Annotated in this window: 20 protein-coding genes; 12 read left to right on the forward strand and 8 right to left on the reverse strand. The window is 42.8% G+C overall.

The window, feature by feature from the left end; genetic code table 11:
* Window positions 1-132: 132 nt before the first annotated feature.
* Window positions 133-1,713 carry a glutamine-hydrolyzing GMP synthase gene (gene guaA / locus MORIYA_RS10225; protein ID WP_112714922.1) on the reverse strand — a complete coding sequence of 527 codons (1,581 nt, stop codon included), beginning with the start codon at window positions 1,711-1,713 and terminating at the stop codon, window positions 133-135.
* A gap of 112 nt (window positions 1,714-1,825) precedes the next feature.
* Window positions 1,826-3,289 (reverse strand): IMP dehydrogenase, encoded by a 1,464-nt coding sequence (gene guaB / locus MORIYA_RS10230; protein WP_112714924.1) that lies wholly within the window; start codon window positions 3,287-3,289, stop codon window positions 1,826-1,828.
* A gap of 297 nt (window positions 3,290-3,586) precedes the next feature.
* On the opposite strand from guaB, the gene xseA reads away from it, so the two are divergent.
* On the forward strand, window positions 3,587-4,840 hold the full coding sequence (gene xseA, locus MORIYA_RS10235) for an exodeoxyribonuclease VII large subunit (RefSeq protein ID WP_232011730.1): 1,254 nt from the start codon (window positions 3,587-3,589) through the stop codon (window positions 4,838-4,840).
* A gap of 139 nt (window positions 4,841-4,979) precedes the next feature.
* On the forward strand, window positions 4,980-6,962 hold the full coding sequence (locus tag MORIYA_RS10240) for a methyl-accepting chemotaxis protein (protein WP_112714928.1): 1,983 nt from the start codon (window positions 4,980-4,982) through the stop codon (window positions 6,960-6,962).
* 102 nt (window positions 6,963-7,064) lie between these two features.
* Here the strand turns inward: MORIYA_RS10240 and MORIYA_RS10245 are convergent, their stop codons facing one another.
* The 5 genes from MORIYA_RS10245 to MORIYA_RS21795 all read right to left on the reverse strand — a co-directional run bounded on the left by MORIYA_RS10245 (window position 7,065) and on the right by MORIYA_RS21795 (window position 10,362).
* Window positions 7,065-7,406: a Fis family transcriptional regulator gene (locus tag MORIYA_RS10245; RefSeq protein ID WP_112714930.1), complete on the reverse strand. Its 342-nt coding sequence runs from the start codon at window positions 7,404-7,406 to the stop codon at window positions 7,065-7,067.
* Between the two features lie 147 nt (window positions 7,407-7,553).
* Window positions 7,554-9,584, reverse strand: a complete 2,031-nt coding sequence (locus tag MORIYA_RS10250; protein ID WP_112714932.1) for a PhoX family protein — start codon at window positions 9,582-9,584, stop codon at window positions 7,554-7,556.
* A gap of 153 nt (window positions 9,585-9,737) precedes the next feature.
* Window positions 9,738-9,926 (reverse strand): hypothetical protein, encoded by a 189-nt coding sequence (locus MORIYA_RS20925; RefSeq protein WP_174216920.1) that lies wholly within the window; start codon window positions 9,924-9,926, stop codon window positions 9,738-9,740.
* A gap of 121 nt (window positions 9,927-10,047) precedes the next feature.
* Complete coding sequence (locus MORIYA_RS20930) at window positions 10,048-10,218, reverse strand: hypothetical protein (protein ID WP_174216921.1); 171 nt, start codon at window positions 10,216-10,218, stop codon at window positions 10,048-10,050.
* A 33-nt stretch (window positions 10,219-10,251) separates the two neighbouring features.
* A complete protein-coding gene (locus MORIYA_RS21795) occupies window positions 10,252-10,362 on the reverse strand; it encodes a sigma 54-interacting transcriptional regulator (protein ID WP_174216973.1) in 111 nt (36 codons plus the stop codon).
* Between the two features lie 177 nt (window positions 10,363-10,539).
* Here MORIYA_RS21795 and MORIYA_RS10260 point away from each other — a divergent pair, with 177 nt between their 5' ends.
* The 10 genes from MORIYA_RS10260 to MORIYA_RS10310 all read left to right on the forward strand — a co-directional run bounded on the left by MORIYA_RS10260 (window position 10,540) and on the right by MORIYA_RS10310 (window position 22,404).
* Window positions 10,540-11,376, forward strand: coding sequence for a substrate-binding domain-containing protein (locus MORIYA_RS10260; protein WP_112718563.1), 837 nt, complete (start codon window positions 10,540-10,542; stop codon window positions 11,374-11,376).
* A 15-nt stretch (window positions 11,377-11,391) separates the two neighbouring features.
* Window positions 11,392-12,093, forward strand: a complete 702-nt coding sequence (locus tag MORIYA_RS10265; protein WP_112714934.1) for an ABC transporter permease — start codon at window positions 11,392-11,394, stop codon at window positions 12,091-12,093.
* Window positions 12,094-12,108: 15 nt separating this feature from the next.
* Window positions 12,109-12,813 carry an ATP-binding cassette domain-containing protein gene (locus MORIYA_RS10270; protein WP_112714936.1) on the forward strand — a complete coding sequence of 235 codons (705 nt, stop codon included), beginning with the start codon at window positions 12,109-12,111 and terminating at the stop codon, window positions 12,811-12,813.
* Window positions 12,800-13,387 (forward strand): molybdenum cofactor guanylyltransferase MobA, encoded by a 588-nt coding sequence (gene mobA / locus MORIYA_RS10275; protein ID WP_112714938.1) that lies wholly within the window; start codon window positions 12,800-12,802, stop codon window positions 13,385-13,387. Before MORIYA_RS10270 ends, mobA begins: the two co-directional genes overlap by 14 nt.
* 10 nt (window positions 13,388-13,397) lie before the next feature.
* The gene (locus MORIYA_RS10280) at window positions 13,398-15,242 is read left to right on the forward strand and encodes a bifunctional molybdopterin-guanine dinucleotide biosynthesis adaptor protein MobB/molybdopterin molybdotransferase MoeA (RefSeq protein ID WP_112714940.1); all 1,845 of its coding nucleotides are present in this window, start codon (window positions 13,398-13,400) and stop codon (window positions 15,240-15,242) included.
* Between the two features lie 620 nt (window positions 15,243-15,862).
* On the forward strand, window positions 15,863-17,347 hold the full coding sequence (locus tag MORIYA_RS10285) for an ABC transporter substrate-binding protein (protein ID WP_232011595.1): 1,485 nt from the start codon (window positions 15,863-15,865) through the stop codon (window positions 17,345-17,347).
* Between the two features lie 224 nt (window positions 17,348-17,571).
* A complete protein-coding gene (locus MORIYA_RS10290) occupies window positions 17,572-18,525 on the forward strand; it encodes an ABC transporter permease (RefSeq protein WP_112714944.1) in 954 nt (317 codons plus the stop codon).
* 1 nt (window position 18,526) lies between these two features.
* On the forward strand, window positions 18,527-19,387 hold the full coding sequence (locus tag MORIYA_RS10295; RefSeq protein WP_112714946.1) for an ABC transporter permease: 861 nt from the start codon (window positions 18,527-18,529) through the stop codon (window positions 19,385-19,387).
* A 10-nt stretch (window positions 19,388-19,397) separates the two neighbouring features.
* A complete protein-coding gene (locus tag MORIYA_RS10300) occupies window positions 19,398-21,035 on the forward strand; it encodes an ABC transporter ATP-binding protein (protein ID WP_112714948.1) in 1,638 nt (545 codons plus the stop codon).
* Between the two features lie 478 nt (window positions 21,036-21,513).
* On the forward strand, window positions 21,514-22,404 hold the full coding sequence (locus MORIYA_RS10310; RefSeq protein ID WP_112714950.1) for a formate dehydrogenase accessory sulfurtransferase FdhD: 891 nt from the start codon (window positions 21,514-21,516) through the stop codon (window positions 22,402-22,404).
* A 236-nt stretch (window positions 22,405-22,640) separates the two neighbouring features.
* On the opposite strand, the gene MORIYA_RS10320 is transcribed toward MORIYA_RS10310, so the two are convergent.
* Window positions 22,641-23,762: an enoyl-CoA hydratase/isomerase family protein gene (locus tag MORIYA_RS10320; RefSeq protein WP_112714952.1), complete on the reverse strand. Its 1,122-nt coding sequence runs from the start codon at window positions 23,760-23,762 to the stop codon at window positions 22,641-22,643.
* Window positions 23,763-23,843: the final 81 nt, after the last annotated feature.

Genomic DNA, 23,843 nt, shown 5'->3' on the forward strand with positions numbered 1-23,843 from the left:
CCCAACAACCTTAGCATTTCATTGCAAACTAAATATCAGCCAATAAAAAAGCAGCCCGAGAGCTGCTTTCATATTCATATCAGTATTTACTGCTTAACTACTTACTTAACTACTTACTTAACTAGGTGAGGATTATTCCCACTCAATTGTTGCAGGTGGCTTACCAGATACATCGTAAACTACTCGAGAAATACCATCAATTTCATTAATGATACGGTTTGATACATGACCGATCAAATCATACGGAAGATGTGACCAACGCGCGGTCATAAAGTCGATTGTTTCAACACAGCGTAGTGCGACTACCCAATCGTATTTACGGCAATCACCCATTACACCGACAGAGCGTACCGGTAAAAACACCACAAATGCTTGGCTTACTTTATGGTAAAGATCCGCTTTATGTAACTCTTCAATGAAGATAGCGTCAGCACGACGTAATAGGTCGCAATACTCTTTCTTCACTTCACCAAGTACACGCACACCTAGACCTGGCCCAGGGAATGGGTGACGGTAAAGCATGTCGTATGGTAGACCTAATTCAAGACCAATCTTACGCACTTCATCTTTAAATAATTCACGTAATGGCTCAATAAGACCCATTGCCATATCGTCAGGTAAACCACCGACGTTATGGTGTGATTTAATCACGTGTGCTTTACCGTTTTTGGTCGCTGCAGATTCGATAACATCAGGGTAGATAGTACCTTGTGCTAACCATCTGGCATTGGTTAATTTCTTTGATTCTTCATCAAATATTTCAACAAATACACGGCCGATAATTTTACGCTTAACTTCAGGATCATGTTCGCCAGCCATTTGATCTAGAAAACGATCTTCAGCTTTTACGTGAACAATTTTCAACCCAAAACGATCACCAAACATATCCATTACTTGCTGACCTTCGTTTAAACGAAGCAAACCATTATCAACAAATACACAAGTCAGTTTATCGCCGATGGCACGTTGTAATAACATCGCAACAACAGATGAATCAACACCACCAGATAGACCTAAGATAACTTCATCATCACCGATCTGCGCTTTCATACGTGCAATTGCATCATCGATGATTGAGCTTGACGTCCAAAGTCCATCACAGCCACAGATATCTTTCGCAAAGTGCGCAAGCATACGCTCACCTTGACGAGTATGTGTTACTTCTGGGTGAAATTGCACACCGTAAAAACGTTTCTCTTCATTTGCCATCGCAGCAAACTCACAAGTCGCGGTATTAGCAACCGTTACAAAACCTTCAGGGATAGCAGCAACTTTATCACCGTGGCTCATCCATACGTCTAATAGTGCTTTACCAGAATCCGATACCGCATCTTCGATAGACTTGAACAGCGCAGAAGGCGTTTGCATCTCGATTTGTGCATAACCAAATTCGCCTTCGCCTGTCCCTTTAATGACTTTGCCACCAAGTTGCTCAGACATTGTTTGCATACCATAACAGATACCCAGTACAGGTACGCCTGCGTTGAATACATATTCAGGAGCTCGTGGTGAACCCGCTTCTGTTACGCTTTCTGGGCCACCAGCAAGGATAATACCGTTTGGATTGAATTCACGGATTGCCGCTTCATCTACGTCCCATGTCCATAATTCACAGTAAACCCCGATTTCACGGATACGACGCGCGATTAGCTGCGTATATTGAGAACCAAAGTCCAGGATTAGGATTTTTTGTTCATGAATATTTGTGGTCATTAAAGATATTCCTGTAAATATATTTAGTCGTTATGTTTGTAATAATAGTAAGAGGAGACACTTGCCTCCTCTTACATTATCAGTTTCTAACTATCTGTTCAGCTAAGCTAGCTTAGTTTGAACGGTAGTTTGGCGCTTCTTTAGTCATGATCACATCGTGAACATGGCTTTCTGTGATGCCAGAACCGGTGATACGAACGAATTCAGCTTTGGTGTTCATCTCATGGATAGTTGCACAACCAGTTAGACCCATTGAAGAACGAATACCACCCATTTGTTGATGGATGATTTCTTTCAATTTGCCTTTATAAGGAACACGGCCTTCAATACCTTCTGGTACTAATTTGTCAGCTGCGTTTTCTGATTGGAAGTAACGGTCAGATGAACCCTTAGACATAGCGCCTAATGAACCCATACCACGGTAAGATTTGTATGCACGACCTTGGTAAAGTTCAACTTCACCCGGTGCTTCTTCAGTACCAGCGAACATAGAACCAACCATCACACATGATGCACCAGCAGCAAGTGCTTTGGCGATATCACCAGAGAAACGGATACCACCATCAGCGATAACTGGAATACCAGTACCTTCTAATGCCGTTACAGCGTCATTGATTGCCGTAATTTGCGGCACACCAACACCAGTAACGATACGGGTAGTACAGATTGAACCAGGGCCGATACCTACTTTCACACAGCTAACGCCAGCGTCAACTAATGCCAGAGCACCAACGCCAGTTGCAACGTTACCACCGATAATTTCTAAATCAGGGTATGCCGCGCGTGTTTCTTTAATGCGGTTTAAAACACCTTGAGAATGACCGTGAGATGAATCAATTAATAATACATCCACGCCCGCTGCTACTAATGCGTCGATACGTTCGGCAGTAGAACCACCAGCACCTACAGCAGCACCTACACGTAAACGACCTAATTCGTCTTTACATGCATTTGGTTTTTTCTCAGCTTGTTTAAAATCTTTAACTGTGATCATACCCGTTAGTTTAAAGTCTTCATTTACTGCAAGTACTTTTTCAATACGGTGTTTGTGCATAAGACCAAGTACTTCTTCACGAGGAGCATCTCGTCCTACTGTCACTAAACGATCTTTCGGTGTCATCACAGATTCAACTAGGGCAGTTAAATCATCAACAAAACGTACATCACGACCAGTAATGATACCCACTAGGTCATTGGCTTCGGTTACTACAGGAAAGCCAGCAAAACCGTATTGCTTAGCGAGTTCAGCAACCGCAGCAATAGTCATATCAGGTTTTACAGTAACGGGCTCAGCAACAATACCACTTACATATTTTTTAACTAAACGTACTTCCGCTGCTTGGCGTTCAATAGACATATTTTTGTGAACGAAACCAATACCACCTTCTTCAGCTAACGCGATCGCTAAACGGCCTTCAGTTACTGTGTCCATCGCAGCAGCAAGCATAGGGATATTTAGTTGGATGTTTTTTGTTAGTTGAGTTTTGAGGTCAGCATCGTTCGGTAAAATAGTTGAATGAGCAGGTACAAGTAGTACGTCATCAAAGGTAAGGGCTTCTTTGGCAATTCTTAGCATGGGCAATATCTCACCTTGTATAAGGTATAAAATGGACGACATATTTGGTATAAATATTGCGGACGAATTATATTGATAGTTAGGTGGGAAAGCAAATTATATTTCAACTTTTTTTAGTTGTCATTGATCTTAATGCCCTTTAAAAAGCAAAGCTGCTACAATGTCTCGACAATGGTGCCGACGCAATTACACCTAATTTTAACTGCTTAACGCTTAGAGAGCCTTATTTTGAACAATGCCAATATTTATACCGTGACTCATTTAAATGCCAGCGTTAGGCAATTGCTCGAATCAGAGATGGGGACACTGTGGTTAACCGGTGAGATCTCCAACTTTGTCGCCCCGGCATCTGGGCATTGGTATTTATCCCTCAAAGATAGTCGTTCACAAGTTCGCTGTGCCATGTTTAAAGGCAATAACCGTCGGGTGACATTCCGCCCAGCCAACGGCCAGCAAGTATTAGCCAAAGTACGCGTGACTATGTATGAGCCGCGGGGGGAATATCAGTTAGTCATTGAATCATTAAGCCCAGCGGGCGATGGCTTATTACAACAGCAATATGAACAGTTAAAGGCATCATTAGACGCACAAGGTTATTTTGCTCAAGAACATAAAAAAGCCCTGCCCTTACATCCTAAACGCATTGGTATTGTCACGTCGGCAACCGGTGCTGCGGTACATGATATTTTGACCGTACTTGAACGTCGTAGTCCTACCTTATCGGTGATTATCTACCCAACCTTGGTACAAGGCGCACAAGCAGCATCAGCGATTGTTAATGCCATTAATATTGCCAATCAGCGTAACGAAGTGGATCTGTTAATTGTTGGTCGTGGTGGCGGTTCGTTAGAAGATCTCTGGTGCTTTAATGAAGCAAGCGTCGCCGAAGCTATTTTTAACAGTCAATTACCGATTATCAGCGCAGTAGGCCACGAGATCGACGTCACTATCGCCGATTTCGTCGCCGATATGCGCGCCCCGACCCCTTCTGCGGCGGCTGAATTAGTCAGTCAAGATCAAGCACATTTACAGCAACAAGTAACCAACCTAAGCCAGCGTTTAAACAAAGCCATACAAACCCAGTTAGCGAAAAAACAACATCAGCAGCGTTACTTACAACAATCCTTGATAAACCAGCATCCGCAGCATAAACTGCAGCAACAAAATCAAAAACTCGATGAACTCAGCCTACGTTTAAATCAAGCGGTTAATCGCCACATCAGCAAACAGAAATTACACTTAACCCAGCTAACAGGCCGATTACAGTCGCGCTCACCAATGCATAAATTTACCGCGATGCAGCAACAACAAGCCAATTTGCAAACGCGTTTACACACTGCCATGCAACGTCGTATACAACAAGAACAAAGTCATTTACAAAATCTGGCACAGCAATTACAAACGGTCAGTCCGTTAGCCACATTAACCCGTGGTTATTCAATTACCCAGAATGACCAACAACAAGTCATCACCTCGGTAGCCAAATTAAAATCTGGCGACAAGCTGATCACCCGCTTTACCGATGGTGAAATACAATCAACGATTGATTAATACCAAACAATCAACCCTATAATGACAGTAAGTCATATATATAAAGTGGTAAAATAATGAATAAATCCCTTGTGTTATCCATGATTTGGTCGATAACCTGATTAGCTCATCATCATGGTAATCACAAGGCAGTCTCTACATGAAATCGATTAAAAATACTTACTCTTCCTACTTCATTGCGTTTATGCTCGCAATCATGGTGTTAACAACCGTTGGAATTAAAACCTTTGTCTCACCAGAATTACTTAAATCTTCAGAAAATCTCATCCATAAGTCATTACAAAAAGTCGCTGAAAACGTATTCGCAAAGCTTAATAAAGTAGAGGCCCAACAGAAAAATATTACTCAAGTTATTCCTGAACTCTCGAGTGAACAAATTGACGCTTTGTTACCTGCCTTGGTCGATCAATATGGCGACAGTAACGTGTTTGGTGGTGGTATCTGGCCACTCCCAGATCAGCGCGAAGCAGGCGTACGTAAATTCAGTTCTTTTGTCCATCGTGATAATAACAATCAACTGATCCGCAGCGACTATTGGAATACCGCGGCGGCGCCAAATTATTTTGAACAGTCTTGGCACAGAGCCGGACAACATGCCCCCAAAGGCAGCTGTGCCTGGGCGCCAGCATACAAAGATTCAGCCAGTACCGAAGCGCGTACTAACTGCAGCATGGGTATTTATAAAGACGGGCGTCTATATGGTGTAGCAACGATTGACGTAACACTCGGTTTCTTCAATGAACTTGCTAAAGACTTAGAACAAGAGTTTGGTGGTTACATTTTGGTGGTCGAGCAAGACGGTAAGATCCTGAATAATACGGCGGCAACGCCAGGGGAGCTATTATTAAAAACCACCGCATCACTGGCCTCACGTTCTGCATTTATTAATGCCGTCAACGGTAATTTAAACAATCAACACAACAGTCATTACATCAGTTATGACGCTGAAAATGGCGAAGAATACGCATTATACTTCCAGCCATTAACGGGGACACCCTGGTCAATTGCACTCGCCGTTCCCGTTGCCTCTTTGCATGAAAATGAGTCGATTATTTTATCCCTTATTGCGGCAATCCAATTACCGTTAATGTTCGCCATTATTTGTTTTTGTTACATCACCTTTCAGCGTCTTTCACAGCGTCTTATTATATTACGTGAAAACATCGACCTACTTTCACAAGGTAATGCAGATCTCACAACCCGTGTAGAGATCAAGGCAAATGATGAAGTGGGTGATATTGGTCACTCCGTAAATAATTTCATCAACTACTTACATACGTTAATGCTGTCAGTAAATAATTCATCCATCAAAATTTCGGACTCGTTAATACAGGTCGAAGAACAAACAAAGCTCACACACAGCATTATTCTCGGTCATGCCAAAGAAACGGAACAAGCCGTGACTGCGATGGAAGAAATGAGCACCACCGCGAATATTGTGGCAACGAACGCGGCAGACGCGGCGGCGGCAACCCAACAAGTACATGACTCCGTGTCGCAATCTAAATTAACCGTGGCTCGCGCGTCGAATAATGTACAAACTTTACTCGATGATGTTGAAGATACCGTGGTCAATATTGAAAGTATGGCGCAACATACCCAGCAAATCAGTACCGTGTTAACCGTCATTGGTGACATTGCTGAACAAACTAACTTACTCGCACTTAATGCCGCAATTGAAGCTGCGCGAGCAGGTGAACAAGGTCGTGGTTTTGCCGTGGTAGCCGATGAAGTCAGAGCATTAGCAGCACGTACACAAAACAGTACTGCTGAAATTAATGCCATGTTGACGAAGCTAAATTCTGGGGTAAATGCAGTGGTCAGTGCGATGGATAAAACCAAAGAACGCTGTATTACCACAGCAACGGATACCCAAGAAGTAAACCAAGATCTAGACAGCATGGAAGTAGCGATTGCCACCATTAGTGAACTGACGATCCAAATAGCGTCTGCGGCAGAAGAACAAAGCACGGTCAGCGCCGAAGTCACGCGTAACATGAGTGAAATACAGCATATCGTAAGCCAACTATCAAGTAATGCCGAGCAAACAGCAACGACCACGACAGAACTTGGGGTGATGAATACCGAATTAAAAGATGTCGTTAGTAAATTTAATTTATAACCACCGCAATCACTAACTCGACTTGAACCTACTAAGCCTTGTTTGTTTATCGCAGACAAGGCTGGTTTGTCTTAATCGTAACCCTAATCAAAAGTAACGAACTTAACCCAAACGCTTCGCCCAATTACCGGCGTGATCTCGGCTGCAATGTTCTTCACTGTCGAACTGCACTTGTTTGCTGATATTTTTGAGTGTCACATCCACAGCGTTAAGTGCTTGAGTCACTAACCCCTGTAAACGCTGATCTTGCTTCGATGCCGTCAACTTGGCAATATCAGCATTACTATCGAACACACAGATTATTTTTAAAGAGGCGGGGAAATTAGCGTAATTAACGGTATGTGTTAACCATTGAAAGCCCTGAATTTCGTCTTTTGCCTCTTCGCAAACCACGGTAAGCACTTTGCATAAATTATTATCAATCTTTTTTTCTGTTTTGGTCATGTTCAGCCAGCTGTTATCTTCTTATTTGTTTATAACGCTATCCTACCGTAAATCATCGCCGATAAACAATAAAGCCAGCCCCCAAGGCTGGCAATACTTAACAAGGTGTAATTAGCCATTAATCGCTAACAACGTCATTGGTATTAACTAAACCCCGATCTCGCCACCGTCATTCTTACGAATAATAACCGTCGCAGCCCGTGGCCTAACCGTTTTATTACTCGGCGTTTCCATTGTCGCATCATTACTGTGTGGCCAATTTTTAGGGTGTTGGATATTCAAGAACAGATCCGTCTGCGCAGGACTAAACGCTAAACCGGTGACTTCTGCGCCATTCGGGCCGACGAAGAAACGCTTAAGCGCAGTTTGATTATCACTGTTAATGGTCTCTAGATCGCCACTGTCATTCGTTAATTGACTTGGTACCACAGCCAGCATCTGATCATTGGTGTATTCCGTTAATTCTGGAGCGCCATTATCAGTTTGGATCCACATAATACCACGAGCATCAAAGGCAAGACCATCCGGGCTGGCGAACTGATTTAACGCTTCAAGCCCAGAACGGTTAACCTCTGCGGTTCCATCCTCAGGCGCACCAAACACAAAAACATCCCAGCTAAATAGCTCAGCATCATCACCTTCTTGCCAACGAATAATATGGCCGGTGCTGTTATTCAATCTTGGATTCGCAGCGTTAGTTTCAGTTGTACGTTTGGTATTATTGGTCAAAGTCATGTATACCGCGCCATTCACCGGATCAACCGCCGCCCACTCAGGGCGATCCATCGGTGTTGCCCCCACTAAATCAGCCGCGCCAGCAGTATTAAGGATAAGCCCCGCAAGATCAGTAAATGTATCGGCCAGTGTGCCACCATTCTTCGTCTTGCTCGCTAATGTTAATGGTAACCAATAACCCGCACCATTATCATCAAAACGGGCCACGTATAACGTCCCCCGATCCATATATTTTGCGCCAACCGCTAAGCGATCATCACGTTTTGCATCTGCAGCATGCCAATCCACATCAGAAACAAATTTATAGATGTATTCAAAGCGCGAGTCATGACCTGAATAGAATACAATCGGTTTGCCTTCGACAACTTGACCAAATACACAGCCTTCATGACGGAAGCGCCCCAGAGCAGTACGCTTGATCGCGCTAGATTGATTATTATAAGGGTCTATTTCAACGATATAACCGTGGCCATTGGCTTCATTACGATAATCTTCAGAGGCATTTTTCCCCGTTTTGGTAATATCAAAACGCTTAAACTCATCGTCTATTTCATCACGAACACCGGTTAAATCATCCCAGCCATAACGCGTGTTGTTAGCATCAATGCCAATCCGTTGCTGATCGGCAGTCTGTGTGCCGGTATTCACAAAATAACCCGGCCAGTTTTCTTCACAAGTCAGGTAAGTACCCCATGGCGTATATCCATTACCACAGTTATTTAATGTGCCTCTGACTTTATCGCCAGCGGGAGAGAAAGGCGTTTCAAGTAACGTTTTATCAGCCACTGGACCGCTAATATCCATAGTAGTAGCACCAGTAAAGCGGCGATTATGGCTATCATTTTTAACTACCTCCCAAATACCATTAGTTTGCTTAATACGGACAATTGTCACTCCGTGGGCATTAATTTCTTTGCGCACTTCATCGATGATTGTCCGTAAGTTATGACTATCTTGAGTTGGACCTGCTGGGTGTAATGCCTGTTGATCTATGTATTCGTGATTAATACATAATAGACCATCGGTAGCGCTACCATTTAGCGGAAAGTAATGCATACCATCGTGATGCATACCCAGTGAATTGGCTTGATCGAACGCGGTATTGGAACCGTCAGCTTGCCACTCCTGAGCGAGATCATTGAGTGGCGTGCCCCAAGGCGCTAAAACTTGTGCGCTATAACCTTTAGGTACCACAACAGCATCTAGCTTTGCGCCAGCAATAGAATCAAAACCTAATTTCACTTTCGAGCGAGCCGCCATATTTTTATTATTCGCAGTACTCGAACAACCGGCTAAACCAACACTCGTTAACATACCAACAGCAGCCATCCCCATGCCCGCTCTTAATATACTACGGCGAGATAACGCCCTTTCCATTACCGCTGCAAATGGTTCGTTATTACTGTGATTATATTTAGTGGGGTCAAATGTATCTTTGCTCATGCTTTATCTACTCAAGTTATAATTTAAGACTGATATAAACTAACAAGCAATTATGTACTTTCTATTTTAATAATATGACAGTTTTTGTAATCAACCATATAAACGGCTAAAATTATTACACTTTAAATTCAATGGCAAATAAATCCTGACTTGCTAACACACCTCAACGGGCAATGTGCCCGAGCCGTAAATCAGATCGCAGATCCGATCAACAACCTGGGTACTATTATTGAGTAATATACCGCTATCCATGATCCATTCTAGCTTATTCTCACTGCTAAAAATTGGCAGTAAATTACGACTAATCAGTCCTCTCGATTCAAATTCTTTTTCACCTAACAATGGGATATGAGCCGCGATAGGCAGACTGCTATTTAACCTGTGTAATTCCTGATTATTCAGTACTTGGAAAAATGTCTATGGTTTTGCCGTTAATAATAACTGCTGATTGATCAGTGGGAAGTCATCGAAGTCTGACGCAGGATGTAGCATAGTTTTCAGCTTGGTGTTTAACCCATTCTGGCAATTCCGCTTCATCGGTACGTAACAAGCGCTGAAACTCATACGAGGATGACAACGACGTTAATTGCATCCGCTGTTCTTTTTGTAATAACTCAATGCTGTTATGCGCCACAGTAAGATCTGATTTTACGTTTATTAAGGCGTTTTACCATGTATACGTCACCGTCCAGTACATAGCCAGCGCCACTAATTCTTTATCGGTACCCGATTCACCTGCAATTAATACCGCGGCCTTGGATGGAGAAATCTGAATGATTTCCTGATTTTCCTGAACCCAGTTAAATTACATATTGTTTTATTGATTAAAATCAAGTTATTACATTAAAAAAACCGGGTATTTCACACGACAGATGAGTTGGCACCTTATTTGCCTTTACACTGAGGAGACTCTTAACAGCACTTCACGTCAGGAACACTTATGACTATAAAATCGATGACTGTAATACCGATGACATGTATCCAAACAGCACTTGCGCTATTCGCGCTGGCAACGACTGCAGGTGTCCATGCAGCTGACGACATGACGATCCGTTTGGCCACCACCACCAGTACTTATCATTCAGGGCTGCTTGATTTCTTGTTACCCGAATTCAAAAAAGACACAGGTTATACGGTTGATGTACTTGCTGCTGGTACCGGTAAATCACTGCGCATGGGTCAAAATGGCGATGTTGATTTGGTCATGACTCACGCACCAAAGTCAGAAGCGAAATTTGTCGATGCAGGTTACGGTGTCCTGCCACGTCAACTCATGTATAACGATTTTGTCCTTGTTGGTCCAAAAGCCGATCCCGCAAAAATAAATGCTGGTAACGATGTAGTGAAAGCATTAGCTGGCATCGCGTCTTACAACGCCACCTTCATTTCCCGTGGTGATGATTCTGGCACCAACAAAAAAGAACTTAGCTTATGGGCTCAAACTAACATGGAACCAAACTTTGCTGGCTATAAAGCCGTAGGCCAAGGCATGGGACCAACGCTGAACATGGCATCGGAACTGCAAGCGTACACCTTAACTGACCGTGGTACTTGGCTGGCTTACCAAAATAAACTAGACCTTAAAATTGTAGTGCAAGGTGATCAGCGTTTATTTAACCCATACCAAGTGATCTTAGTTAACCCAAGCCGTTACCCAGGTATCAACTACCAAGGAGCTAAGATCTTCAGTGACTGGTTAGTCAATCCCAAAGCACAAACCATGATCAACAGTTATAAGCGTAACGGCAAACAGCTATTTGTAGCCAATGCAAAATCGTCATTAATCCTTTAGCAACTTAGATACCTTATGGATATTTGGCAAACAACCCAAGACGCCGTACAACTACTCTTCAGTGGTGATATGGCACTGTGGGGGATCGTCGGGGTATCATTTTCAGTGTCTTTACTGGCAATAACACTGGTATTAATACCCGCGTTACTGATCGCCTTTGCCCTCGCCTACAGTAAATTTCCTGGGCGTTGGTTATTATTGTCATTATTTAATACCTGTCAGTCCATTCCAACGGTGGTGATTGGCTTATTACTTTACATGATGCTGTCTCGTGCTGGTCCACTCGGTGACTGGCAGATGCTATTTACCCAAAGGGCCATGATCTTAGGACAAATGATCGTTTGTTTTCCGATTTTAGTGTCCATGATGCACGCCGCGTTTCAAAACAGTGATCGCCGCGCTTGGGAAACAGCGCTGACATTAGGCGCAAGTTTACCTCGCGCCTTGTTAAGCTTAATGTGGGAATGTCGATTCCCACTATTTGCCGCCATTATCGCGGCATTTAGCCGTATTATTACCGAAGTTGGTTGTTCAATGATGGTCGGTGGTAATATTTTAAATACCACCCGTAATATTCCTACCGCAATCGCTTTAGAAAGCTCAAAAGGCGCATTTGCACAAGGTGTTGCCCTAGGCATGGTCTTATTGATCTTGGCACTAGGACTTAATTTTTTATTATCGTTCGCCCGTGGTAAAGCCCACTTGCGTACCAATTAGGCTGAGGTATAGAGCATGTCGCAAATTACAATTCAAGCAGAAGATATCTCGATCCGCTTTAAAGATCGGCTGCTTTTTCACATACCTCACCTTAAATTCGGCCCACAAGAAGCGATTTACCTCACCGGTGCCAATGGCGTAGGTAAGACCACATTATTAAAAATATTATCCGGTTTACAACGCCCAACCACAGGTAAAGTTAACCTGCAGTGTAACAACTGGTTTGCCCGTTTATTTAAAAGTAATGCTAAAAATGGCGTTATCTATATGCATCAAACACCTTACATGTTTGATACTAGCGTACTGGATAATGTCAGTTATGGTTTAAAATTCGCCATTAGAGGTCGCCAAGCACAACGAAGTGAAGCGATAACAGCCCTACGTATGGTAGGGTTAGAAACTCTCGCTAATGAACATATTTCGGTATTATCCGGTGGTGAGCGTCAATGCGTGGCGATGGCAAGAGCATGGGTACTGAAACCAAGCGTACTATTAATGGACGAATCGAGTGCCAGCATGGATACAGAATCCATCGAGCGCCAGGTGATACTCGCTAAAGATTTACTCGAACGTGGATCAACCTTGGTGATCACCAGCCACCAACAGAATGCGCTTACCGCACTTTGTCGCCGTCAGTGGTGTATTAGCAATAACAAATTAATCGAACGAGCAGATCTACAGCTCATTAACAAAGATAAGGACCATTATGCCTTCGGCTGAACAAACAAGTTGGGTAATTTTAGCAGGCGGACAAGCCAGTCGCATGGGTGGTCATGATAAAGGTTTAGTCACATTAACCGGCAAAGCCATGATTGAGCATGTCATCGATACGCTGTCGCCACAAACCAACAAGATCGCCATTAACGCCAATCGAAATCAAGATAGCTATCGCCAATACGGCGATGTATTCGGCGATCAATTACAAGGTTATCAAGGGCCTCTCGGTGGTATACATGCGGCAATATTACATTTAAACAATGCTGAGTGGATTGGCTTTGTACCCTGTGATTGTCCACAATTACCAAGCGATTTAGTCACCCGAATGGCGGCAGCTTGTGAAGCCGATACCGATATTGTGGTAGCCCATGATGGCGAACATATTCAGCCAGTAGTGACGCTATTACATCGTCGCATACTTCCGAAACTAGAAGCCTTTTTAGCGAACGGTGACCGTAAGATCATTTTACTGTACCGTCAATGCAACATGCTCACGGTCGACTTTAGCGATCAACCCAATGCTTTTGTAAACTTAAATACCCCTGCAGAACTGCAACAATTTGGACAAACAAAATGAGTCTACATCTATGAGTCAAATACACGCATCACTCCCTTTACTCGGCTTTGCAGCATTTAGTGGTACAGGCAAAACCATCCTGCTTGAAGCCATACTACCCAAGTTAGTTGCACGTGGTATTCGTGTGGCCGTGATCAAACATGCGCATCATGATTTTGATATCGACCAGCCAGGCAAAGACAGCCACCGCCTGCGTAAAGCGGGTGCCAGCCAGATGTTGATTTCATCTCGTTGCCGTCACGCTTTAGTCACTGAAACACCTGATCAAGAAGCGACACTGCCGCACTTGATCGCCCAGTTAGATCAAACTCAACTCGACCTAATTCTGGTTGAAGGCTTTAAGAAACTCAGTTTCCCTAAAATTGAATTACACCGTGCCGAAGTGGGCAAACCTTGGTTACATCCAACAGACCATAATATTATTGCTGTTGCAGCCAATGTGCCCATTCCCGCGTCAGGATCAGCACCTTTAGCAGAAAAGCCGCCATTGCCACTGCTCGATATTAACAACCTTGATCAGATCACTGATTTTGTTGTGAGCTTTATTCAAGGTAAAGTCCATGCGACACAGCTTGAACAGCCACAAGGGTTACAATGTGGCGACCTAACACCACCAGGCATGTTATCTGTCGCCGAAGGACGGGAGCGTATTCTTGGTCATATTGTACCACTTACGCAATCTCAGACGGTTAATTTAAAAACAGCTTTGGGTCACATTGTCGCACATGACGTACTTTCGCCAGTAAATGTGCCACAACATACCAATTCAGCAATGGATGGTTATGCGATCCGAGGTGATGATTTAGCGTGTGCAAGCTATGAGGTTGTCGCCCATGTAATGGCGGGACACAGTTATGATTTACCCCTCGAAAAAGGCCAAGCAGTACGGATCATGACTGGCGCTGCAGTACCTAAATTTGCGGATACTGTCGTCATGCGTGAGCAAGCTGAACAGACAGATACAGCTCTCGATAATGTAATAAAAACTACGGTACGCTTTAATCTCGCCATGGCCTCCATCCACCCAGGTCAGAATGTCCGTCAAGCGGGTGAAGATTTAGCATTAGGACAAACCGCCGTAGCCGCAGGTAGTAAGATCACTGCACCAGAATTAGGTATGATAGCCTCTCTCGGCATTAACCAAGTGACCGTTAAAAAGCCGGTACGTGTTGCTATCTTTTCAACCGGTGATGAAGTACAGCATCCTGGAGAAGCACAACAGAATAACTGTATTTACGATGCTAACCGTTACACCTTACATGCAATGCTAACTCAAGCGGGCTGTGAAGTGATTGATTTAGGCATTATCGAAGACTGCGAAGCCGCATTAGAAGCGACATTACAGCAAGGCAGTGAACAAGCGGATTTGATCTTGTCATCCGGCGGTGTTTCGGTCGGTGATGCCGATTACATCAAAACCGTGTTGGACAAACTGGGACAAATCAACTTCTGGCGCATCAACATGCGTCCGGGTCGTCCGTTAGCATTTGGCCAAATCAACGATACGCCATTCTTTGGTTTACCGGGTAATCCAGTGGCGGTAATGGTGGTATTTTTACAATTTGTTGAACCTGCGATCCGAAAACTGCAAGGCATAACAGATTGGCAGCCACAAGTATTCAATGCTATTGCCACAGAACGGTTCCGCTCTCGTCCTCATCGTACTGAGTATACACGTGGTATTTTTAGTTTTGATGCTAACGGTCGTTTAATCGTGAAAAGTACCGGGCAACAAGGCTCAGGTATCTTGCGTTCGATGAGTGAAGCAAATTGTTTAGTTGAAGTATTACCTGAACAGACTAATGCAGAGATTGGTGATTTAGTTCGCATTATTCCACTGCAAGGACGTATTTAATCCATTAATTGTCACCTGAAATGGCTAACGAATAACGACAAGGCTAGCTTAATTAATTCCACGCTGCCCTTTTATTTTCATCATGTTACGCTGTACTAAACAACATAAATCATGTTCATTCCGCAACGCAAATAACAGCATAACCCTAAATACGGAAAATACCCTGTTTGTGATACAGCTCAAAAAATGGTATTCTCGTCGCAAGATTTAGGTGTCATTCACCAAACGAACACATTAATCCCCGCAGTACATAATCTTACCCGATTCATCATGGATGAAGCAGGCAGAGTTTACGCGTCATTACGACAATGGCTCGATCAGTAACCGTCACGCGTGCAGTCAATTGGATGATACAACGTTATGAATTCTCTTAGTCGTGTCAATGCATGAATGATTTTCGTCGTCGCTTTTAAAAACTTGCAATCAAGGACATCAATAAGCACACAAAGATGACGATTGACGATGAAGACGTCGCAGATAAACATAGTGCTTATCGTATTGCGGCGATAAGGTTTCATTATTCAACGAATGAAAAAGGGATAATTAAATTCTGAGTCTTAGGCTCAAGATAGTAAATGGATAATTATTTAATAATAAATGATAAAAAGGACAATAATTAAATGCTTTTGAAAAAACTAGTGTATGGAAGTTTATTCGTCACGTGTATGCTCTCCTCAGCAGCCTATGCAGAAACACTGAGAACGCCGCATCAATTAGAATGGCGAGGACAGGAATCACTTGATCCAATTTCATCAACACGCTTTTATTACCCTACCCAAATGTTATATAGCCGCCTAGTAAGACAAGATGAAACAGGCGCACCATCTCCAGAACTTGCAACCAAATGGACAGCGAATGAAACGGCCACTGAATGGACGTTTGATCTACGCAAAAATGTAAAATTTCATAACGGTCAAGCACTCACTGCTGCCGATGTGGTAGCGACAATAGATCGAATTCTTGATGTTAAACGTGATGCTCCTGTCCGCTCAGTACTGTCAATAATCCAAGAAGCAAAAGCCATAGATGATTATACAGTTCTGTTTACGCTGAATAAAGCGCATTCCGATTTTCCAATTTTATTGATGGATTATCGCGTAAAAATATTACCCGCAAACGTTGATCAAGATAAATCTCTCGTCGGTATAGGCACAGGTCCATTTAAACTTGAAAATCTTAATGTTGAAGGCACCACCAGCCTTATTGCCTATAATGAATACTGGGAAGGCAAGCCGAAACTTGACGGTATTGATTTAATCGCGATTGCTGATGATTCAGCGAGAGTACAAGCCCTGCTAGCACGACAAATCGACTGGATTGGTTGGTCTGGAGTAACATCGCAACAGCTGCCTTTATTTCAATCTAACAGCATGTTTAAGGTCGATTCTATTGCCACCGGTGAATGGCGTGGCATTATATTTAAAAATGACGTAGCGCCATTTACCGATCCAAAAGTACGTAAAGCAATGCGCATAGTTGCTGATCGCGAAGAAATGGCCAGACTTATACTGGGTGGTGATGGCGGAGCTATCAGCTGCGACACACCAGTATGGAAAGGCGATCAATATCGCATGGAGATAGAGTGTAAACAAGATATCGAAGGCGCTAAAAAATTATTAGCCGAAGCAGGTTTTCCTGATGGTATCGATATCGATCTTTATACCAGTAACACCGATACCTACTTTCGACCTTTAGTTGAAATTTACCAACGCCAAGCCGCCAAAGCCAACATTCGTGTGCATATAAAAATGACCCCGTCTGATAGTTATTGGAATGACGTCTGGATGAAAAAATCTGCATTTACGACAGTGTGGGGCCAGCGACCAACCGATCAAATACTTAATGAAGCCTATCGTGGCGGCGCGTCATGGAATGAATCGGTTTGGAATAACACCGAGTTTGATCAGTTATTAGATACAGCGCGTCTAACGTTAGACTTTAATTCCCGTAAGAAGCTGTATATCGAAGCTCAAAAAATGCTATGGGAAGAAGGTGGTAGCTTAATTCCATTCCACTTACGCAATCATCGAGTAACGATGAAAAATGTAACGATCCCTGCTGTAGACGATTTTTCAATTCGATGGGATCTTGTTACTAAAGACTAATGTTTAAAAATACAGTTTAATTTTAATGGCATAAAAGTAGAGTTTAAATTCTACTTTTATGCTTTTATTCGTTAGAAAATTTCAACTTACGTATATCTGTATTTATACCCAAGCTACTTCACTATGCTATATCAACTACCCCCCCACAGGGCCAGCCGAAATAAGGCATCTTCGGGGTGATGAAGTGGCTTGGGTATATATCTTTTAATATAATGAGGACTTTCATGTTTACCATGATTTATAAACGCCTTTTCACCGCAATGTTTTCTCTTATGATTGTGGGTGTTCTGGTTTTTTTTGTTACTGAATCATTACCCGGTGACTTTTGTACTAGTTATTTAGGACAAAATGCCAGCGGCACTCGATTAGAACAATGTCGCATCGACAATAATTTAAACGCCCCTTTAATTGAACGTTTTGCACTTTGGTCCGAAAATATTGTTAATGGCAATTTGGGCACATCGTTAAAACGTCAAAAACCCGTTAGTGACATACTTATTCCTCGATTAGAAAACACCTTAATTCTTGGCGGCATAGCAGCCTCGATAGGGATCCCAATCGCCATTCTGCTTGGCTGTATCGCCGGCCTTAGAGTCAATACAAAATCAGACCATATTATCTCAATGGCTTCCCTTTTCACTATGACAGTACCTGAATTTGTAACCGCCACCCTATTAACGTTAGTATTTAGTATCTGGCTGCCCTGGTTTCCAGCCGTGACGTTAATCGGAGACAGTGCTTCGTTTTCTGAATTACTGCCTAACTTAGTACTACCAGCCATTACCCTGTCGATGGTCATGATTGCCCATATATTACGCATGGTGCGCGCATGTATGATCACCGTAATGAATTCAGATTATATTAAAATGTGTCACTTAAAAGGCATGCCTTATTGGCATATCGTTTTTTATCATGCACTTCCTAATGCCCTGCTTCCGGCTATTAACATTATCGCGCTTACTATTGCCTGGCTACTTGGTGGTGTTGTTATCATTGAACAAGTATTCAACTACCCTGGTATTGGCAGTCTGATGATTGCAGCTATTTACGATAGAGACCTCCCGGTCGTGCAAGGTATTGCCATCGCTTTAGCGGTTATTTATATTTTGGTTAACCTTTGTGCAGATCTGCTAACCGGTGTTCTTAATCCTAAACTTCGCACACTGCAAGGATATTAAAATGAGTCAGATTAAATTGTACGTGGACTTTTTTAAACAACTTAGCGCCACACCATCCGCTAAAGTTGGTTTAATCTTATTCATTTCCCATATTATATTAGCTTGTTTTGCTACCTATATTATTCCCTATGATTATGGACAAACCGACAGCTTTAATATTCTTAAGGGTCCAAGCCTGGAACACTGGTTCGGCACCGACCAATTAGGCCGAGATATCTTAAGCCGAACCATTATGGGCGGCAGAGCGGCGCTAATGATTACCTTTGCGGGGAGTTTCATCGCCATACTATGGGGCAGCTGCTTAGGCATTATTACCGGCTTTGTAGGCGGACGTTTTGACGAAGTCGTGATGCGTTTCATCGATGCGTTATTATCCATTCCCTGGATCCTATTTTTACTGCTGATCATCAGTGTGATTGGACAGAGCGATGCGACATTAATTTTAACCTTAGGCTTTTTCTACGGTATTGCTGTGATAAGAGTTGTTAGGGGTGCCACCCTTGACGTTATTACTCATGACTATATTTTAGCCGCACGCTTACGCGGAGAACGCACCAGTTCTATCATTCGCTATGAAATCTTACCTAATATCATGAATGTTATCTTAGTGGATGGCGCGATGCGCTGGTCATGGATGTTACTCATTTTCAGTTCTTTATCTTTCTTAGGCTTTGGTATTAACCCGCCGACGCCAGATTGGGGCTTGATGATCGCAGATACGCGAGGATTTATGTCAGTCGCACCTTGGGCTACCCTTGCACCGTTAATCGCTTTAAGCTCACTTATATTTTCAATCAATATTATTTCAGACGCCTTATCAAAAGTGGTTGGTCTAAATCGTGATAACAGCTCGCCAGTATAAGGAGAAAAAGATGAACCATATAATCGAAGTTTCAAATTTAAATTTGGGATTCAACAATAAATCGGGGGATTTCTGTCATATTCTCAAAGATGTCAATCTCCAAGTTAAACCCAAAGATATTATCGGTCTGGTGGGTGAATCCGGCTCAGGAAAAAGCACCTTAGCCCTGGCTTTAATGGGATACACCAACGACGGTTGTTTTATTAAATCTGGCGCTATCCATTTTGATAATAAAGATATCGTACAGCTACCCATCAAAGAGTTAGCCGCAATCCGAGGTAGTCAAATCGCATTAATACCTCAAAATGCAGGACAAGCATTAACGCCAACCATGAAAGTGGGTCCGCAAATACAAGAAGTGTTACAATTTCATAGTGATATTGACAAAGCAAATTATAAATCGAGAGTCATTGAGCTATTAAACGATGTTAAATTACCAGATCCAGAACAAATATTTTCACGTTATCCACACCAACTGTCAGGCGGTCAACAACAACGCGTAGCAATTGCGATGGCGTTAGCGGTCAAACCTGAGCTACTCATTTTAGATGAGCCAACCACTGGCCTTGATGCGACCACTCAGGTCCATATTCTGGATTTATTAAAAGCATTAATCCATAAACATAACGTGGCGATGGTTTTTGTAAGTCATGACTTTGGTGCGGTTTCTCGACTGTGTAATAAAGTATGTGTGATGTATAAAGGCGAGATAGTCGAACACGGTGACATCAAAAAAGTATTATTAGAACCTGAACATAGCTACACCCAAGCGTTACTAAAAGCAGTACCGGTTATTGGTAAAAACCAAAAAAACACCCTGCCAGTAACGCCGCAAGATGAGGTGGAAAAAGAAACCAGCATCTCGTTAAATAATCTAAAAATATCCTATCACCGTAACACGTTATGGCAATCAATAACCCGAAAAGCAGAGCCTGAAGCCACCGTCGACAATATCAATTTAACGTTAAAGAAAGGTGAAACACTGGCCTTAATTGGTGAGTCGGGTAGTGGTAAATCCACCATTCTTAAAACCATTGCAGGATTACACAAAGCCAACAGCGGTGAAATAATCTTTAATGGCAAACCATTAGAGATCCTGGAAAAACGAACCAAAGAACAGAAAAAACAGATCCAAATGATATTTCAAAATCCCGATGCTTCGTTAAACCCCAAGCAAACGATTTTGCAGATTTTATCTAAACCATTACAACTCTATTTTAATATGAATAGTGCTCAGTGCCATACCAGAGCAAAAGAATTATTGATACAAGTTCACCTCAATCCAGACTATCTGTATCGCTACCCAACCATGCTGTCTGGTGGTGAAAAACAACGGGTGGCAATAGCAAGAGCCTTTGCGTCCGAGCCCGAGTTATTGCTTTGTGATGAGATAACCTCAGCGTTAGATGTAACCGTGCAAGATACCGTATTGACATTACTCAAAGAGCTGCAACTAAAATTCAATACCAGTTATATTTTTATCGCGCATGATTTGGCGATTGTCGAGTCGATTGCAGATCAAATTGCCATACTGAACAACGGTCGAATTTGTGAAGTCGGACCAACCAAGTCCGTATTTACTAATCCGAGTCACCCATACACAAAAACCTTATTAAACTCAGTTCTAAAACCAGAAATAAATATGTGATCTGAACCAAGAACCGCTTAACGTATTCTCCTCCTAAATCAGCAGGCTGGTTTAGCAGGATAATACCTCATTAAGCGCTAGACTTAATGCTCAGTTTTAGTGTTTTTTTTGCCCATGTTTCATCCACATCCCCCGTCAGCATACCTTCTAGCGATGCCTCGATACCCACTAAAGATAATGAACACACCACAACATATCAGTAACCAGAACAGTGCTTTTCTTCAGAGCGAAGACGGAACCTGATTGGCCAACTTGACTCGTCTTTTTCTAAACGCTTATGTTCATCAATTTGTTGCACACATGCTCCTTTATTCTATTTTTATAATTATTTAGTATTTGTATAATTTCTTCTATAACTCCCCCTACTCAGCAAAATTTAGACCAAGTTCAAAATAAGTGACAAATAAAAGTGTTATACCTAAGTTGGAATGAAATTTGCTTATCTTTTGATAAATATATAAACCAGCAGGACTTTCGGATGCCGCAATTACCAAAAATAATTAGAACTAATTCTTCAGTTGAGCACACCATGACCGTCAACATCATGGATGAATATGGTGATACCATGACCAAAGAAATCGCGTGTGAACATCCGTTAACGATTTATTTAAACTGGGTAGAAATTGTCACCGTGATGACGCTCGGTGTCCGCCCTGCCGACCTCGTGCTTGGATATTTAAAAAACCAAGGTTTCATTGAAGACATTGCCGCGATTGAATCTGTGATTATTGATTGGGATACCAATTCTGCCGCCGTGATCACCCGTGAAAGTACCGATGGTTTAGCAGATAAGTTATCGAAAAAAACCGTTACCTCAGGCTGTGGTCAAGGCACCATGTTTGGCAACGTAATGAAAAAATTAGAAGGTATCACACTGCCACAACCTAAACTGCGCCAGTCAAAGCTGTATGCTTTGTTAGAAGCATTAACTCATCACAACGCCACTTATAAAGCGGCCGGTGCAGTGCATGGCTGTGCAGTGTGTAAAGACACCACGATTTTATCGTTTGTCGAAGATGTTGGCCGTCACAATGCAGTTGATACCTTGGCTGGAGAAATGTGGTTAAAAGGTCAAACAGGTGAAGATAAGATCTTTTATACCACGGGTCGCCTCACGTCTGAGATGGTGATCAAAGTAGCGCAAATGGGTATTCCGGTATTGCTATCTCGCTCGGGAGCCACGCAAATGGGCTACGACTTAGCGAAGCAACTGGGTATTACCATGATTGCTCGCGCCAAAGGCAATCGCTTTCAAGTATATAACGGTATGGCGAACCTGATTTTAGATGTCAAAGGTCCTGACGCAGAAGCACTAGCGCTAGCACAAGAACAGGAACAATCATCAACACTCACCGGTAACAATGCATAAGCGGCTACTAGAATTTTGTCATAACGGCGTACTGAATGACCGCTTACTCATCGCAGGTTCTGATGATCCACTGCTACAACTGGTCGTGGAGAAGATAACGCAAAAGCTAGGCAGATCCAAGCCAAAGGCGAGCAATTGGGTGGTTATAACTTTAGCCGCACCGATCAGCAAGTGTGGAGTGCCAATTAAGACTCTCAGTATTGCAGGGTAGATAATACGACAGATTAAAATAACAACTAAAGCGCACGCAGTGGGTGCGACTCTATTTCCCAAGGAGAGACAAATAAGCCATCAACAAAATCAACGGGCACATCGGCGATTCGTTTATGTAACCAATTCGGTTGATTGTCTTTATCGACTAGCAAGGCTCTTACACCTTCAATAAGATCCGCGTTTAAACACACATTAACAGCTAAATCTAATTCCAACTGAAAACAGGCGGCTAACGACAATTGAGTGTATTGGTTTACCTGTCGGTATAAAATATGCGCAGATATCGGACTACCTAGCAGTAACTTATTAATACTTTTCTGTAGCCAAGTATTATCACAGTTATGCGTTTCTATACAACTGATCACATCCGTTAAGCTAGTTTTTAAACTTAACGCGGTAAATAAATCTTGGTGTATAGAGAGATTATCCGCTAAAAACAAACTGTCATCATAAAGCGCATTTAGCACCGAATCAACTTGAGCCGAATGCTCCGCAGAGTCTGAATGCCAATTAAGTTCACGTAAATCAGTAAGTACTCGTTCTTGCTGAACGGCGGGAATTAAATACTCGCTTAAACCAAGGTATTTAGCATCGTTGGCATTAATACTTGCTCCAGTGAGACCCAGAAACAGTCCAACACCCGGCTGTGGTAAACGATTTAAAAACCATGTAGCGCCAACGTCAGGGAATAAACCTATGGTGATCTCCGGCATCGCTATTCTTGCGGTTTCAGTAACAACGCGATGACTTGCCCCCATGAACAGCCCTAACCCGCCACCCATGATAATGCCATCACCCCAAACAATCAGTGGTTTACCAAAGTTGTGCAGTAGATAGTCAACTTGATACTCAGCAACAAAATATTCACTCACGACCTGCTGCTTAGCCTCATGCCCCTTAGTGGCCACTAACACTTGTTGTAATGATTTCACATCGCCACCGGCACAAAAGGCTTTCTCGCCAGTACTGGTCAGCAACACACTGACAATTCGCTTATCATCCTGCCAAGCCAGTAACTGCCGATGTAACAAGGGGAACATATCGGCGCTCAGAGCATGCAACTGTCGTGCTTTATTAAGGGTGATAATACCAATGACATGGCCATCATTCGTGGCTAACTCATCAAATAATACGCTTGCTTCCATGTGAACTCCGACTTGATAAAAAACCAGTGTAGCGACATCGACCGTTAGAAGCTATTGTGAGATACCCAAAATACTTCCGCT

This window comes from Moritella yayanosii (assembly GCF_900465055.1).
Taxonomy (GTDB): domain Bacteria; phylum Pseudomonadota; class Gammaproteobacteria; order Enterobacterales; family Moritellaceae; genus Moritella; species Moritella yayanosii.